At 56.7% G+C, this 16,233-nt stretch carries 10 protein-coding genes, 1 pseudogene and 1 riboswitch; of the genes and pseudogenes, 7 read left to right on the plus strand and 4 right to left on the minus strand.

Going from position 1 to position 16,233, the window contains the following annotated elements:
- Positions 1 to 1,120: 1,120 nt before the first annotated feature.
- A complete protein-coding gene (locus N2604_RS07890; RefSeq protein WP_245333206.1) occupies positions 1,121 to 1,843 on the minus strand; it encodes a nodulate formation efficiency C protein in 723 nt (240 codons plus the stop codon).
- Between the two features lie 952 nt (positions 1,844 to 2,795).
- Positions 2,796 to 2,999, plus strand: a riboswitch (cobalamin riboswitch).
- A 100-nt stretch (positions 3,000 to 3,099) separates the two neighbouring features.
- Here N2604_RS07890 and metE point away from each other — a divergent pair.
- A complete protein-coding gene (metE, locus tag N2604_RS07895) occupies positions 3,100 to 5,445 on the plus strand; it encodes a 5-methyltetrahydropteroyltriglutamate--homocysteine S-methyltransferase (protein ID WP_124163823.1) in 2,346 nt (781 codons plus the stop codon).
- A 512-nt stretch (positions 5,446 to 5,957) separates the two neighbouring features.
- Here the strand turns inward: metE and N2604_RS07900 are convergent.
- Positions 5,958 to 6,188: a hypothetical protein gene (locus N2604_RS07900; RefSeq protein ID WP_245333205.1), complete on the minus strand. Its 231-nt coding sequence runs from the start codon at positions 6,186 to 6,188 to the stop codon at positions 5,958 to 5,960.
- A gap of 87 nt (positions 6,189 to 6,275) precedes the next feature.
- Positions 6,276 to 6,518 carry a hypothetical protein gene (locus tag N2604_RS07905; RefSeq protein ID WP_124163822.1) on the minus strand — a complete coding sequence of 81 codons (243 nt, stop codon included), beginning with the start codon at positions 6,516 to 6,518 and terminating at the stop codon, positions 6,276 to 6,278.
- A 1,114-nt stretch (positions 6,519 to 7,632) separates the two neighbouring features.
- Between N2604_RS07905 and N2604_RS07910 the strand changes: the two genes are divergently transcribed.
- Both N2604_RS07910 and N2604_RS07915 read left to right on the plus strand, forming a co-directional pair.
- Complete coding sequence (locus N2604_RS07910; protein ID WP_124163821.1) at positions 7,633 to 7,893, plus strand: hypothetical protein; 261 nt, start codon at positions 7,633 to 7,635, stop codon at positions 7,891 to 7,893.
- A 37-nt stretch (positions 7,894 to 7,930) separates the two neighbouring features.
- Positions 7,931 to 8,206, plus strand: a pseudogene (locus N2604_RS07915) (IS3 family transposase); the annotation flags it as partial.
- A gap of 358 nt (positions 8,207 to 8,564) precedes the next feature.
- Here N2604_RS07915 and N2604_RS07920 read toward each other — a convergent pair.
- On the minus strand, positions 8,565 to 8,846 hold the full coding sequence (locus tag N2604_RS07920) for a hypothetical protein (RefSeq protein WP_199752469.1): 282 nt from the start codon (positions 8,844 to 8,846) through the stop codon (positions 8,565 to 8,567).
- Between the two features lie 1,679 nt (positions 8,847 to 10,525).
- Here N2604_RS07920 and N2604_RS07925 point away from each other — a divergent pair.
- The 4 genes from N2604_RS07925 (at position 10,526) to cysN (ending at position 15,677) form a co-directional block, all read left to right on the plus strand.
- Positions 10,526 to 10,711, plus strand: coding sequence for a hypothetical protein (locus N2604_RS07925; protein WP_074448398.1), 186 nt, complete (start codon positions 10,526 to 10,528; stop codon positions 10,709 to 10,711).
- Between the two features lie 819 nt (positions 10,712 to 11,530).
- Positions 11,531 to 12,640 (plus strand): sulfotransferase, encoded by a 1,110-nt coding sequence (locus N2604_RS07930; protein WP_283806602.1) that lies wholly within the window; start codon positions 11,531 to 11,533, stop codon positions 12,638 to 12,640.
- A 254-nt stretch (positions 12,641 to 12,894) separates the two neighbouring features.
- On the plus strand, positions 12,895 to 13,794 hold the full coding sequence (gene cysD / locus N2604_RS07935; protein ID WP_124163829.1) for a sulfate adenylyltransferase subunit CysD: 900 nt from the start codon (positions 12,895 to 12,897) through the stop codon (positions 13,792 to 13,794).
- Positions 13,795 to 13,811: 17 nt separating this feature from the next.
- A complete protein-coding gene (gene cysN, locus N2604_RS07940) occupies positions 13,812 to 15,677 on the plus strand; it encodes a sulfate adenylyltransferase subunit CysN (RefSeq protein ID WP_260374228.1) in 1,866 nt (621 codons plus the stop codon).
- Positions 15,678 to 16,233 lie beyond the last annotated feature (556 nt).

The raw sequence follows: 16,233 nt of genomic DNA on the forward strand, positions 1-16,233 counted from the left end.
GCGGCACCATAGTCGTTAGTGCTACTGCCCAGACGTGTGTACAAGAATTGAACTGTTTATGGCTCAGGCGCTACGGGCCGCCGCTCTTCGGTAGTGACGGTTCCCCGCGATCTCAAGTGACTTACCCAGGAGCGCTGGCATCAGTGCCCGTTTTCTCCAGGAATTGAAAAGGCTGCGATATTGAGCCGCGGGCTTTGCCGTGGATGCACCAGGCGTGGGCAAGCTGCCCACGTGTTCGGACAATCGCGAGTGCCATGCAATTCGTGTGAGGTTTAAGTCCACAATACGTGTTTGCCCATCGCGTACTTCGGGTGAATAGCTCTGGTGCGGTTTAGCCGACTCAAGCTACATCATTCTAAAGCACATCACTACATAATGGGAATGACATGGTCGCAGTCGTTCGGGAAGTACCGGTCTCATCTTACGCGCTTGAAGTAGATGGCCAACTCAGAGCCGAATTCGCAACCAAAGACGGTGCCACCGCAGGTGGAGCAGAATTAAAAAGGCGGTTTCCCATGCTTAAAATCCGGGTCTATGACGTGCAGACGAATGAGTGCGAGGAAATCTACGGCTGAGTCAGTGCGGTAATCGACGTTCTTGCGTACTGCTCCGGAGCTTCCCGCCCTGCGCACTCGGAAATTGGCAGGCGCTCAGCGGGTATGCCCGGGGTTGCTACCCTGTAACTTCCTGTTTCGTCTCAGCATCGGTCCCTAGTGCCGGCTCAAAGTCGCTAAGCTCACGCTCCTGCGTATGCCGCGCAATTACACGATGCGCGGCGCGCACCCCGAATCGGCTTGGCCGGAGGCATCTCCAAGGGCTCTAGTGAAGAATGCATGAGAGCTGGTTCCCCCGCAGTTGGTGTACTCTAACAGGGTGGAGTGCAGGCGGGCAAACCACATCTCGCAAACTAGTACGCGCCACTGAGCTCGACACCTGGCGGAAAAACGCAATCGTGCTGCTCGACCTTCCGTACGACGGGCCGAACTGCTGCGAGAAAGGCAGGCGGACTGTTGCGGAGCCGTTAAACAACGCAACTGCAGAGCGCGTGTCTCTTGCAGTTAGTACGAGGCGTTCGACCGTGCGGCAGCTGCGGTGCGGTGTTGCTCTGCGCGACCGTCTGCTAAGGCCTTCGCTCTCCTGAGTCTTGCTCTTCCTTTGGCTCGGTTCGTTGGAACCAGGAGCCCGGAGGAAATTTCGCGATGCGCTTGGCAAAAGAGGATTGTGGCTCCCAATCTTGGCCTTCGCTCTTCTCAAAAGTGATGACCCCGTTGTGTGTAAAATAACGTGGTCCTTGGATATCGCAATTCACCAAGAGCAGAATGCGCCATAGATCGCCTTTCTCGTTCGGCTTGTCATTCTGCTTGGGTAAGTAGTCTACCCCAACAGGTTCAATGATAGTGCATCGGCCCTGCCGCAGAAGATCGCCGAGCCGGCCTTGCGGCGTAGTCACAAAGTTGAAGTTACTTGGATCATGCAGAAAGCTAAGGTTTGCGTCCCTTTCACCATCTGCGACTTCTTTGGCGATCAACGAGAGCGCTAGGGCACGCCAGCCCAATTCCATCGGCTTCGCATAGGTTGACGCAAGCTCAGTCGTACCGTCGAGCGCGACTTTCCAGGTGATCGCGTACTGTTCGTCTGATTTGTTGTCTCGGTGCCTGGTCCACGAAACGAAAACATGGTCGCTTTCGCCGAGTTCAGCGACCCCCCACATCTGAGGGACGAACTGTGCCACCTTCGAGACATTCGAGATGATTTGTTCTATCGTCTCACCATCTTGCGCTCGCCAAGTTGACTTAAGTCTTTCGACAAGGGGGTTGTCGCTGGCGCGAATAGTGTTGCTCATGGCAGCCGGCCAGCCTAGGCAGATTAAAAGTCCGCCCAGGCGAAGCCATAGCGCGGGTCTTCCCGACATTCTCTTCATAATCCTCCGCCTATCGCGTTTCATCCATACATCTTTCAAAGCGGTAACCTTGAACCTGCTATGAGCGAGCGCAAGAAGTTTACGGAGACGCGACGGGGCACCCGCGGCTGTCCCACGCGGGCAGGCGCTCCCCTCTATGTCACGCGCCCCTAACTTCCCTAGCCAGCGACAGCGTCAATTGGCTGAGCTGGACATCCCCAAGCAGAAGAGACTGGGCATGTCGAGGGGCTTGCATTCTTCGTGCCAGGCAGCAGGCAGAGATTTGCATGGGTTTTATGTCCCTCTTGTCCACTTTCCGACCTGCGCACGGTTCGATGTTTCCATTCAGTGTATCGGCCGTAGCTCGATGCCAAGTGCCTGATGAGAATCGGGAGTGCGTTTGCCGTCATTGAACCGTGTGGTTCGCTATAGTTGCCCGTCGGCGTTCGGCCTACATGATGGCTGGCGATACGAAGCCGACTTAATCGACGAACTTTGAAGTCTGGCTGGCACGAAAATCAACCTGCTCGCCGCGTATGTGGCTAGATTGCGCCGCCTGCCTTGACGTGTTCAATGGGGATCCTCTAGTCGAGAAAATAGCTGGCCAGCGGATGTGCTGGGCGAACCGCTGGAAGTCGGAAGCCGCATCGAATGCATTCTGCTCGAAACGGCGGTAATCGCCGCCGCGCGGGCTGGTTTTGTCCCTTTCATTGATGGGGCGGGCGGCGTCGCCTCAAGGCAGCTCCGAGTCTCACTCCCACATCTGAGACAAGGACATCTCTGATTGCGACAGCTCTGTTTAGAGAATCATAGAGATGCACGGTCATTCGCCTACTAGATGTCTCAGATTAGCGTGCCACAAAATCTGAGAGGTTGACGGAAGAGTCCTCCTGCCGATAATCGAACTCGTCGAGGTTCTCCGAATCCCGCTTGATCCGGAGCTAAGAGGGAAGCCGGTCCAAATGCCGGCGCTGCCCCCGCAACTGTGAGCTGCGAGCTACTGTCCAACGATGTCACTGAAGCCCGCACGGCTTCGGGAAGGCCGGACAGCAGCGACGACCAGCGAGCCAGGAGACCTGCCCCGACGATAGATTGGTCCACGGGCGGGGTGTCTCGGTGGTGCGCCAAGCAGCCGTCGCGCGCGCGACTTCCTCTGCCTGCGTCCGCCATGGCCTCTGTCCCCAACAGGGGTTTACACTATGTCTCTTCTCTCTCTTCCGGTTGCTACGCTCGGTACGCCACGCATCGGTCCAAGGCGTGAGCTCAAATTCGCTCTTGAAAGCTACTGGGCGGGAAAGATCAGCGAACAGCAATTGCTCGAGGACGCATCCGGTCTGCGCGCAGCGAACTGGGCCCGTCAGAAGTCTCTCGGCGTTACGATCATTCCGTCGAATGACTTCTCGCTGTATGATCAGGTGCTCGATACAAGTGTCATGGTTGGTGCTATCCCGGAGATCTACGCCTCGAAACGAGAATACGTTTCCCTCAAGACGTACTTCGCCATGGCTCGCGGATCACAATGCGACGACCAGGATGCGAGTTGCGGTCTGGGGCCGCGGAGGTCTGGCGCACCCGCGCAGGAAATGACTAAGTGGTTTGACACCAACTACCATTACATGGTTCCCGAGTTTTACAAGGGACAAGCGTTCAGACTTTGCTCTCGCAAACCCATTGAAGAGTATGAGGAAGCAAAGGCTCTTGGCTTTCAGACCCGCCCTGTCCTGATCGGGCCGATCACATTCCTAAAGCTCGGCAAGAGTGCCGATAGCGCGTTCCAGCCCCTCTCCCTACTCGATGATCTAATACCGGTCTATATCGAGGTTCTGCATGAATTGGCCGAACGAGGGGCAAGTTGGGTTCAATTTGACGAGCCCTGCCTGGCCCTTGATCTGGATGAGGCGGCGCGAAAATCATTGCTACATGCCTATAACCGGTTCGCAAAGGAGGGACCGGCTATCAAAATCATGGTTGCCAGCTATTTCGGCGAGCTAGGCCACAATCTGGATACCGCATTGAGCCTCCCGGTTTCCGGTCTGCACCTCGATCTGGTCCGAGCGCCAGAGTTGTTGGATCAGGTCATCGCTGTCGGCCGAAGTGACCTCGTCATGTCGCTCGGGGTCATCGACGGCCGGAATGTATGGCGGTCGAACTTGTCGTCGCTCCGTCAGCGGATGGAGCCCGCGATTGCGAAGCTCGGCAAGCACCGTGTACAGCTCGCCCCATCCTGCTCGCTGCTTCATGTGCCAGTGGACGTTGAACTCGAGACCGGGCTCACGTCCGACGTCAAGAGCTGGCTTGCTTTCTCGGTTCAGAAGATGCGTGAGCTTGCGATCCTGGCGCGAGCACTCGCTGGCGACCAGAATGTCGAGCTCGCTCTCGCCGATTCGGAATGCGCTGCGACTGCCCGGCGGACTTCGCCCAAGATCCATGATACCAATGTCGCTGTGAGGATGAGGGCGATCGACCAGACAATGCGCCGGCGCGCCAGCCCATTTGTCCGTCGTTCCGAGATCCAAAGGGAACGCTTTGGACTACCAACGTTTCCCACCACGACAATCGGATCGTTTCCGCAGACCACAGAAGTCCGAAATGCTCGTGCGGCGCATGCGCGAGGTGCGATGAGCGACGAACAATACGACGAGTTTATCAAGGAAGAGATAGCCCGCGCCGTACGTTGGCAGGAGGACATCGGTCTTGACGTCCTCGTGCACGGCGAATTTGAGCGCAATGACATGGTGCAGTACTTTGGCGAGCAACTCGCCGGCTTCCTATTTACCAGGAATGGATGGGTACAGTCTTATGGTTCGCGCTGCGTCAGGCCTCCGATCCTGTTTGGCGATGTAGTGCGGTCGAAGCCGATCACTGTGGACTGGTGGCGCTACGCGCAATCACTAACTAGCAAGCCAATGAAGGCGATCTTGACCGGACCGGTCACGATCCTGAACTGGTCGTTTGTTCGCGATGACATTCCTAGAAGCGAGGTCTGCCGCCAGCTTGCGCTCGCGATCCGCGACGAAGTCCGCGATCTCGAGAATGCCGGTGCAGCCATGATCCAGATCGACGAAGCTGCACTCCGGGAAGGATTGCCATTGCGCCGATCGGCGTGGAAGGCATATCTCGATTGGGCGGGAGATTGCTTCCGCATTTGCTCATCGGGCGTTGCCGATCAAACGCAAATCCATACACACATGTGCTACTCGGAGTTTAACGACATCATCGGTGCAATCGCTGCAATGGATGCGGATGTCATTTCGATCGAAACGTCGCGGTCGAAAATGGAGCTACTGGACGCATTCAGCAAGTACGAATATCCAAATCAAATCGGACCGGGCGTGTACGACATCCACTCTCCACGCGTTCCGGAGGTGGGCGAAATGAAGGAGCTGATGGTGCTGGCTCGGACGCGTTTGCAGGAATCGCAGCTCTGGGTCAATCCGGACTGCGGCCTAAAAACTCGCAATTGGGAGGAGGTTCGGCCTGCCCTAACCAACATGGTCGTTACCGCCCGCGAACTGCGTGCAGCATCCGATCCGCAAAACCATTGATCCCGCGCTCGGGTCTGTTCTCGACCAAGCGAATTCGCTTGTGCTCATTTGCGTTCTCCACAATCTCGAGCAAGCCTTGGGCCAACAAAAATGCCTAGCCCGGCTTGGTGGTCCGAACGAGGTGCACCCGGAGGAACGACGCAGACGCGTCGCGCTACTTGGCCGAGAGAGAATAGCCGACGGTTCATCAAGGTGAGAACATTCGCCGAAAATATGGACTCATATCGACACGTTTATCGTAGCTCATTATGACGTGGTAAGCGATCGTTGGTTTGAGATTCAGAATCTACACAGAGGTGTGTCGCTCGCGAGTACATTAGGAACGGTTGCGACAGCAATGCGAGGAGTGATGCCGGACGGTCACCGCACGCCCCCACCATAATCGGTCCCGCTCGGACATGTTTCCCGTCAGGCGCTCTCATGCGATGAACTCTACATAGTGTCCGACGAGAGGACGCCGAAGCCAGTTCCTGCCTCAACTCACGCCAATCTATTTTGCAGGATCGCCGCCGCTATCCGGGCCAGATACGCCAATGCGTCGGCTGCACGGCGACGTGCTCTCCGGTATTCGCGTTGATCCATCCGCCGAACACCCGGCGACAAGGAAAGATCACCCGGTGAATTGAATTGCCCTCGATCACGGCAATCTCCAGATCCTGATCGAAGGGCGGCGTGATTTCGAGCCGCTCCCAGATCGAATCGCCACTGGATCCTGGACGAAGTTCATCGCTGCGAGCTGACAAATGCAGACAACCTTGTGAACATTACGAACATCGCTTGGCTTCCGCGCGAACAGGCTCTGCCCGACTCGACCGGACGGCGCGCGGTCTCTATGGCGTGAGCCGCGGCAGAGGGCAATCGGCCGTGGCATCGTTGGTACGGAACACGATCCGCTCGCGAACCGAAATATTTGGATTTCTGCCGGGAAACAAGGCCTGAGCTTCCGTCAAATCGATCTGGGTCAGCTCAATACCTCGGCTGTTGGTATTTGTAACTGTTCTGCACGAACTAAACTGGTCTGCAGCTCCGGCAATCCGGCCCGGAGCGGGGTAAATGGTCCGGCTTTCTGTCATGTCACGTCTCTTGTTGGTGAGACATCTCCGTGTTCTGCAGCGTCATCGCGTGGGTGTGCAGGCGACCTCAGCCGCGCTCTCGCGCGCGTAGCACGCGCTCCAGCGAGAGCGCGAAGAATTCGGTTGACACCATTAGGATGGACGTAGCTTCGCTCCGAGCCCATAATCGGGCTTGTCCGCAGGTCGATAAAGTAGACGCCATCGCAAGCGGCGCAACTTATCATGTGCAGGTCATTGACCCGCGGCTCGGCTGCGCCCGGAAGGAGTCCTAAAAAGTGATCGCTGGTAGCCGGACATGAAGGCATCATAGGCTCAAGTCGTTCTTTCCGCCATGCGTCTGACCTTACTAGAAGATCACTTCTATTAGGACGCAGCCGCCGCAGCATTGATGCGGGTCAAAAGGCTGGTCCGTCCGGGAGTGGTTGAGCTCGAGCGGTCGCTACGTGCCGCAGACGCTCGCGTTGGCAGTCGACATGTCCGAACTCGGGCGTCCGCCAGGGCCTGGCGCTCTCTGCAACACGCCAGCGTGTTGATTTGAGGCGCAACTCACGCTTCATGGGCTACGGCAGCATTTTTCCTCATTGCTCCGTGCACGCGGATGGTCAAACGATTGTTCGCCTTTCATTGTCGGTAGCCTTGCCGAGGCTGATCCACCCTTAGGGTTTGGCACTGAAATCCGAACCTGGGCTCGTCGAAACGTCGGCTGCGACAAGCCTTATGATCGGCTTTGCTGTGCCGGCTGCTGGTGGACCGTCGGGTGCAAGATCGGGGTTCCTTGCCTGATTGCCGCACGATCTCCTGCGCGTAAGTGCATGTTGCCCTCGATCGTCTCTGCGAGACAATCCTCGATCAAAGACTTGATTTTGCCGGTCGGCGGCATGAGGCTCCTGAGAGGCGCTGCCCCTCGGCTCAAACGGTCGTGCGATACCGCAGGTAGGACAGACAGGCCGTCGCTATTCTTCGCGACAACAAGCGGCTCGCGCGCCGCGCTGTTACATCTGGATCTATCTTCGGAGGAGCAGACAGACCTCTTGGGGTGCTGCTTGAGGCAGATCAAATACTCTCGGTGCGAATGGCAGAATAGTGGATAAGCGAACCACGGGAAGAGAGGGGCATGCCTTCATTTAATGTTCGGTTTATTAAGACCGTTTGTGACGATACTGGCGGCGAGCATCGTGCGTGCCAGGCAGCATTCAAGGTCGATGCCGCCTCCCTGAGTGCTGCTGCTCAGCAGGCGGAGACTGATTTTTGCAAGCAAAAGAGTGTCCGCGATTGGACAATCTTCGCCGATGTGTTGGAGCTTCGAACCCCACCTGCATTAGCTAATCCGTCCACATCAGCCTTTCGAGCATCCCGCCAGGACGAGCTCTCATGAGCAAGCAAGGGTTTCGCACTTCCTGAATGTTCCACGGAAGCGGGACTTCTTCAGCACCGAACAAGGCTCGTAGTTCACGGGCGCGAGGTTCACCGGCGTGCTCGCCTGTCATGGCATCGCCACCAGAATGGACGGCTTGCTTGCCCGGCGCGACAACGTGCTCGTCGAGCATGCCTATGAGACTGTGTCCGACGCCCGCGTCTCGATCGGACGATACCTCGCCTTCTACAATGGCCGGCGTCCGCCTTCGAGCCTTGGCGGCGGCGCTCCGGATCAAGCTTACTTCCGGCCGCTGCCATTCCGTGCGGTAGCCTTACTATGGCAGACGCTCCACTTACACAATCGGCACAGATCGGCAGTCGGTCTATGGAATCTGAAGGCACGGCCAATATGGGGTAAGCGTGACCTTAAATTCGGTACGACGAGTGGTCGAGATTGAAGGAAGTCGTGGTGGGTGCGGCCACCAATCATGCGGCTCACGATCGCGAACTCTCTTGCGATCTATTCCTTTATATCAATCTTAAGCTTCGCTCGGCGTGGTATTATCCGCGTTCTCGTCGGCGGCAGCAGCTACGCAAGCTGGTGCACGGGTCCGCCACCGGATCAAGAACCGCTATCTCGACGAACTGAACGAGGACGTCGAAGGAATTGTGTGAACACGTTGCGGGAGCTTAACGCGACCGTGCATCGACCGATGACTTTTTGCTCGTGCGGTCTTGCGAGGTGACCGATCGCTTGCCAGAAGCAATGCGCAACTGATAGTCGCGCCCGAACCACTCAAAAGTAATTCCCCAGCTTACGAGGATGACGATCTGCTGTTGTCCAGTCTTTACATAGATATCAACGTCCTTTCGGTCTCTCCTGACGTCGTTTTGGTAAACGACGCCTGCCCCGAACTGGCCCGGATCCTGGAACATAGTCGCGTTCAGGTCGTCCCGGCTCGGCACCGCCATAGGTGGATCTTTATCGGGGGCGCCATTGCTTTACTCTCGACACGGCCCGCGAAGACGGGTCGAAGGATTACTTCAACTAGTATCGGCGATAAACGTAATCGTCTGCTTCCCAAGGCGGCGGCTGGTAAACCCATTGCTTTGGGAGCCTGAAAGCTGGGGAGGATGTGCTCGCTAGGACTGGTCAAGGTTATGCCGCATCAACTAGTTGCCAGAACCCAAAACTTGGAGCGTAGGCTCCGCAGAGCCGCAAAGCAGCTGAGTCAACTAGATGTACTCTCGCCACGTTTCAGTCCGACGATCGTCGAGTGCGCCTCTCAGCGGACCGCAAGTTGGGGCGTGAACACGCCCACATCTTGCGGGACCATCGTGCCCGTGACGGTCTTGACGTATCAGGACGGGAGCTTTCGAATGTCATTTGGTCGTCCAGTGACTTTAAGGGAGACTGTTGCTTCGATGTCACCAAACCGATGAACGGTCGATCTACGCTCGTGCGACAAGAGACACCATATGTTCGATATCTATTTGAACCGAAGACACGATCTTTTGGTCGTCCCGACAGGCTTTGGAATCCCCGCGGGATTAGACGGCAATTGGAGGAGAAAGAAGCGGGCGTTTCGTTCCGTGAGCGACGTCATTCGTCAAGATGTACAACAGCTTGGTTACCACCGACGTCGTTTGATCTCGTACCGGTCCAAGCGGCAGTTGAGACCTCGTCACACTCCTAGTCAACGCAGCTATCTGATGCTGAACCGTTCTTCGGAAACTTCGGGCAGGATGTGGCCGATGCCGTAGAAAGCGTTGCTTACCGCGGCGACAGCAGGCGGGTGTCGCGCATTGGGCTTAAGGAGGAAACTTTCTTTTGAAAGCGGGGCACGCCTCTGGAGCTTACCGCAAAATAGGCGTTATCGGGCTCTTGCATGAGTCAATGGCGTGCGCGTGAGTTTTCAGCTGTCTATACTGAAGATACTTGCCGGCCAGCCGCACGACCGGGCGAGCATCGAAGTCGTTAAGCAGCATTGGATATCTGTATAGCAGCGGCCCGGAGTGGCCGGCTCGTATGAAGCGCATCGCAGGCCGCGCGCCCCAACTCGGTATTTTCGGCCAAAGCTGATGCGGGAGGCCGGATGCTGGATGCTCACCGAGGAGGGAAGGGAATATCTTGAGACGCTCGAACAGTTAGATCGGCGTAGTGTGCAGGCGTAGGTTGAGCGAGAGACCGCGCAACAGCCGAAAGCCGAGCAACCGCCCCTTTGACTTCGCAGCTGGGAACGAACGCGGGCAGAAAGCGCCCCACGGCAAGCGATTGAGCCCACGTAAATTGCTGCCGGGGTGACCGCCAGCCGCTCAACCCCTTGCTGATCGTGATGTACTCAACTAGATCTCGAAGTTCACATTTGAAACAGTGGCGTTGTAATGGGTATTGCGAAGTTGTTCAACGCGGCTAGGGATACTGGCTTGATTTAAACCTGAGGGATGGAGAATCTGGCCTCTTCATGCACATCAGCGTGGTCGAGACGGTCGACTAAACTGATCTCGCGCTTGGCTTACTCATTCCACGCGTTTGGAAGGCATGACGAAGTTATACCCTGGCGCAACTCCTATCATATTGTCTGTTTTTTGCGGTCGTCGTGCTGTGAAAACTATGCTACAAGCCGCTCCTCTCAAAAGGAGCATTCATCGTGAAGAAAGCAACCAAGAAACGCGTTAAGCGGCGCGAATGGACGAGGGCAGATATCAAGGAGCTCAAAGTCCATTCGAAGGCCCGAACCCCGGTCATAAAAATAGCAAAGATGACCAAACGCAGCGTCGGCGCGCTCCGCCAGAAGGCCTTGCATCTTGGAATCGGACTCGGACATCAGCGGTAGTTTTGAGCAGCGCTGGTACTGGCGCGGTAGGGCGGCTCCCTGGGGGCCGCCCTCAGTACCCGTAGAAATTTTGTCGGAAATTAGCTTTGCGGATCCGCGCTGAGAAGAGTGTTTGGATGGTGTTTCGCTGTCGCGGTAGGAGCTCCAGCATCTTCTCATCATTGATGGACTTTCTTAGGCGTGGTCTCAACGGTTGTGACAAATCGGCAGTGAAGACATTGTCTTGGTGATGGCCCTGTCAAGGATCTCTCACATGAACGGCCGATCCAGTGTGTTGACCGACCAACGGCGGCGCTCCCTGGAGGTAGCGTCTGGATCGCTCCCGCGCTGAGAAGACCTGCGTCCTGCCATGTGTGAATGTCCGCGATATGGTCTGCTTCTTTGCAGCACTGCGCTCATATGCCGAAATTGTTTGTGTCTGCCGAGCCTCAGCGAGGTGCATGTCGCAGTTACCTCTTCAATGCCTCAGCGCATGCATCTTCTATACGTATCAACCTTCCATGTGCCGCGCGCGGTCTTTAACAAACGTCCGTATAGTTCTTTTCAACCTTCCCATATTCGCAGTCAATCTTCGTGCAATTGAGCTGTTGCTTGATTTCGTTTTATCGGTCGAGCAATCGGGGAAGCGATTGCAGTTATCGTTCTGTGATCCCGCCCGATCGGACTGAACGGGTCTCAAGTCATGAGTGGCAGACAAAATTCTTGTCCTTTCGACTCCTTGTACGCAAGCGGTTGCTCCCATGTGATCCGGCGGCCGGCTTTGTTTCGCCCAATCGAGCTAGCGCCGACAGATGGCGCTTGCCGAGAACGAGTGTCTGAATGATGAGCGGACGTCTTGGTCGTTCACCTGAGGTGTGCTTTCTCCTTGGTCTTCCACGATCCGGGACCACACTCCTGGCACATTTGCTGCAGCGCCATCCAGACATTGTGGCGCCGCCTGAACCCTGGTTAATGCTGGCGCTTGAAGCATTTGGCAACGTGGATCGGCGCCATCCGGCCGGCAGCTCACTAATTGAGGCCGCGACCTCCGAATTCTTGGGACGGATAGATCGCACGATCGTTAGCCGCGCTTTTGCAGATGCAGCATACGATCAATATCTGGCAGAAGCGGGCAAGCGAATCATCATAGATAAGACGCCACGCTACTGGACCGTCCTTGACTTTGTTGAATCCGTCTATCCGGAAGCGCCACATGTCCTTCTGATGCGCAATCCCTACGCGATCGCCGCTTCACTGAAATCGACGTGGGGCATCCCACTGCGGGCAGAAAGCGCGCAGCCGGTCAGCGTATCCAGTCTCGCTGATCTCATGCTTCGACTGCCCGATGGCATAATATCTTCACTGGCCGATTTGGTTTTGGGTCTTCCCAGGCTCGCCGCGCAACGTACTCGCCCGCAGACTCATTTGGTGCAATACGAACTGCTCGTGGCGCACCCGGACGATGAAATCCAGCGTCTACTGACAGCGCTCGGCTGTGATCCAGGAGGCGTCGCATCGGCGAGCATGGGACGAGCAGATTATCTTCAGTCCAGCAGTTTTGGAGACCGAAAAATCCTGGAACGAAACACCATCGACGAAAGCTCTGTCAAATCATGGCAATCTCAATTGAGCGTCGAAGAGATGCAAACCGTGACCGATCTGGTCGGTGCCGAGCTTTTGGTAGAACTCGGATATGAGCAGGAACTGCTGCATGCCCAGAAAGCCGGAGTTCTGGACACGGGACGGGAAGTAACCGAACTTTATCGTCGGATATTCCGAACCTGGTGGGATTTGCGAAGTGCCAAGGCGGGGGGACTGTCTAGATCTCATGCTGGAGAATCGGTCCAAAATGCTTGGAACATTTCGGAGAACCGGGACGTGGCTATCGAGATGTTGCGAGGCGAGGTCGCGCGGCTTGAGCAGATCCTCAGGATCTCCTCAGGACTCTGAATGCTTGTGATCAAGCGACGCTGGTTGATTTAGCCAAGATCCTTAACCGGCACGCTGATCTCCCGATCAGGTGTGCCGCACGCGCCGGCCGTACGAGCGGCAGAATGCGATATGCTGCCGCGTCCGAAGTGTGCTGTCGAACGGGGCTTGTCGCCATGCGCCTTGGCCGGCCGTTTCTGCCGCAGATATTCCCCGCTCTAGGCTGGAGCCATAGAGCGGCGAAGAACAGAGATCCTGCACCGAAAACAAGATATATGCTGCCAAAACATCTGCACCGTCTCGAAGCTGAGTCGATTGAAATCATGCGTGATGTGGTCGCCGAGTTCAAAAGGCCCGTCATGCTTTACTCCATCGGAAAAGATTCAAGCGTTTTGCTACACCTTGCGATCAAGGCGTTCTATCCGGCAAAAATACCTTTCCCGCTGCTTCACGTCGATACGACGTGGAAGTTCCGCGAGATGATCAGCTTCCGAGACGCGACAGCCAGCCGGCTCGGCCTCGACCTGATTGTCCATGTCAACAAGGACGGCAGCGCGCGTGGGATCAATCCGATCAAGTCCGGCTCCGCCCTCCATACCCAGGTGATGAAAACGGACGCGCTGAAACAGGCGCTCGACCTCCACGGATTCGATGCCGCCTTTGGCGGAGCCCGGCGCGATGAGGAAAGGAGTCGGGCAAAAGAACGGATACTCTCCTTCCGTTCGGCCGGACATGTATGGGACCCCCGTAATCAACGGCCGGAGCTCTGGAGCCTGTTCAACACACGGGTTCGCGAGGGCGAAACCATGCGCGTGTTTGCGATGTCAAACTGGACCGAGCTCGAGGTGTGGGAATACATCATGATCGAGAAAATTCCGGTCGTTCCGCTCTACTTCGCAAAACGAAGACCGATAGTGCATCGAAATGGTGCGATGATCATGGTTGACGACGAGCGATTGCCGCTTAACTGCGACGAGACGCCGGAAATGCGGATGATCCGCTTTCGCACCCTTGGATGTTATCCTTTGAGCGGGGCTATCGAATCCGATGCGACGACGATCGAAGATATCGTCGCAGAAATGCAGACCGCGACGGTGTCTGAGCGCCAGGGGCGCCTAATTGACACCGATGAAGCCGCTTCAATGGAGAAGAAGAAGCGGGAAGGCTACTTTTGATGTTTACAAAGCCGACAATGGAACCGGTTCCGGCGCGAACGAAGGATCAGCTGCGATTCATCACATGTGGCTCGGTGGACGACGGAAAATCGACGCTGATCGGCCGATTACTGCACGACAGCAAGATGATCTACCGCGATCAGATCATGGCGCTGGAACGCGACAGCATCAAGTACGGTAGCACCGGGGATAACATCGACTTCGCGCTGCTTGTGGACGGCCTCGAGGCCGAACGGGAGCAGGGCATTACGATCGATGTTGCCTACCGCTTCTTCACTACGCCGCGGCGCTCCTTCATGGTGGCCGACACTCCCGGCCACGAGCAGTATACCCGCAATATGGCTACTGGCGCCTCGCAAGCCCAGCTCGCCATTATCCTGATCGATGCCCGCAAAGGCGTGATGGTTCAGACGCGCCGCCACTCCTTTATCTGTGCGCTTCTCGGTATTCGTCATATCGTGCTGGCAGTGAACAAGATCGATCTTGTCGCATACGACAAGGAGTGCTTCGATCGGATCGCGCGCGACTATATGGCCTTTGCCGCCGGTCTCGGCTTCACCTCGATCGTCGCGATCCCGATCTCGGCCCGCTACGGGGATAACGTCGTAGACCGCTCCGCGTGTGCCAACTGGTATCGTGGTCCCTGCCTGCTTGAATATTTGGAGAGCATTGACATCCAGTCCGGCACCGCAAGCCAGGCTTTCCGCTTTCCGGTACAATGGGTGAACCGGCCAAATCCGGATTTTCGAGGCTATGCCGGGACGGTGGCTTCCGGGAGGATCTCGGCGGGGGATGAGATCATTGTCGCCACGTCGGGACGGACCACGCGCGTCAAGCGGATCGTGACCCACGGTGGCGACCTTGTCGGCGCCGAAGCCGGGGATGCGGTGACCATTACACTGGAAGACGAAATTGATATCGGCCGTGGCGACATTCTGTCCCGACCGGACGATCAACCGAAGGTCGCCGACCTGTTCGCTGCTTATGTGATTTGGATGGACGAGGAGCCGCTCGCTCCCGGACGCAATTACATCCTGCGGATCGGATCGCAGACGATTTCCGGCAGCATTACCGACATTCGGCACCGGATCGACGTCAACACTTGTGAGCATCTGGCCGCCGGGATGGTTTCGTTGAACGAGATCGCCTTCTGTAATGTTGCGACCACCATGCCCGCAGTATTCGATGCTTACGACGTCAATCGGAAGACCGGATCATTCATCTTCATCGATCGTTACACCAATCGTACGGCCGGGGCCGGCATGATTGCCTTTCCGCTACGGCAGACCGCCAATATTGCTAGGCAAGCCCTATCCGTGGATAGGAGGGAGCGTGCCGCGCTCAAGAATCAGAAGCCTTGCGTCATTTGGTTCACCGGCCTGTCCGGCGCGGGAAAGTCGGCCATTGCGAATTTGGTTGATCAAAAGCTGTTTGCGAGGTCGCGGCATACAATGCTGCTGGATGGCGACAACCTCCGACATGGCTTAAGCGCCGATCTGGGCTTCTCGGAGGCGGACCGCGTGGAGAACATTCGGCGTGTCGGTGAAGTTGCCAAGTTGATGGCGGACAGCGGCTTGATTGTGATCTGCTCGTTCATCTCGCCGACGAGAGCCGAACGGGATAGGGTGCGCATCCTGGTTGGCAAGGAAGAGTTCATAGAAGTCTTTGTCGATACGCCGATCGAGGAATGCGCGCGGCGAGACCCGAAAGGGCTGTACTCAAAGGCGAAATCAGGCAACATCAAGAACTTCACCGGAATCGACGCGTGCTACGAAGCACCAGAAACACCGGATATTCATCTCAGGACCATGGAGCAGACCCTAGAGCATTCAGCGAAAGCGGTACTGGATGTCTTGATAGCGCGCTCACTTCTTGATGGTTAGATGTGCTCGCGCCACGTCATCAATTCGCACAATATCTGCTGGCGCGGCTCAGGCGATCTGGCTCAGGCGGGGCCTGCGGTCAAACGAAAGGAACAAAATGGTCGCGCCCACTCGTGTACTGCCAGCTTTCGGTTATGTGCTCGAAGTGGATGGTCAATTCAAAACCAAGTACGCGAGCAAAGATGGAGCATGGTCAGAAGCGGTGGCGCTCAAGAGAGGCCGTCCCATGCTGCAGATCAGAATCTACGTTGCGTTGAGAAAGACCAGAGAGGAAGTCCGACTTCCACTAGGTTGAGGGTTTGCTTGGCGCTTCTTGCTGCGCGTGCGGCCAAGGACACGCCGAGCTGCCTTTAAAGCCGAGCCGGGGCCGGGACTCGGCCGGCTTTAATCGCCCACACAGTACGAAGCTCGGGCCGCGGTTTTACGGGGCTGGCTATCCGGCGAGCCTGGGCTTACTCCAGGAATATTGACCAATCTGAAGCGAGCAATCGGTCGCGATCCATCCTGTCGTGGCCTATAGTAACGTCCGGCAAGCTTGCTTCCTTTTGGCCGCCGC

It is taken from the genome of Bradyrhizobium sp. CB1015 (genome assembly GCF_025200925.1).
In the GTDB taxonomy this organism is placed as follows: domain Bacteria; phylum Pseudomonadota; class Alphaproteobacteria; order Rhizobiales; family Xanthobacteraceae; genus Bradyrhizobium.

Bases quoted from the DNA above. Each gene is read 5' to 3' on its own strand.
- cysD (WP_124163829.1), top strand. From the start codon at position 12,895: ATGCTGCCAAAACATCTGCACCGTCTCGAAGCTGAGTCGATTGAAATC.
- cysN (WP_260374228.1), top strand. From the start codon at position 13,812: ATGGAACCGGTTCCGGCGCGAACGAAGGATCAGCTGCGATTCATCACA.
- metE (WP_124163823.1), top strand. From the start codon at position 3,100: ATGTCTCTTCTCTCTCTTCCGGTTGCTACGCTCGGTACGCCACGCATC.
- N2604_RS07910 (WP_124163821.1), top strand. From the start codon at position 7,633: ATGCCTTCATTTAATGTTCGGTTTATTAAGACCGTTTGTGACGATACT.
- N2604_RS07890 (WP_245333206.1), bottom strand. From the start codon at position 1,843: ATGAGCAACACTATTCGCGCCAGCGACAACCCCCTTGTCGAAAGACTT.
- N2604_RS07920 (WP_199752469.1), bottom strand. From the start codon at position 8,846: ATGGCGGTGCCGAGCCGGGACGACCTGAACGCGACTATGTTCCAGGAT.
- N2604_RS07905 (WP_124163822.1), bottom strand. From the start codon at position 6,518: ATGACAGAAAGCCGGACCATTTACCCCGCTCCGGGCCGGATTGCCGGA.
- N2604_RS07930 (WP_283806602.1), top strand. From the start codon at position 11,531: ATGATGAGCGGACGTCTTGGTCGTTCACCTGAGGTGTGCTTTCTCCTT.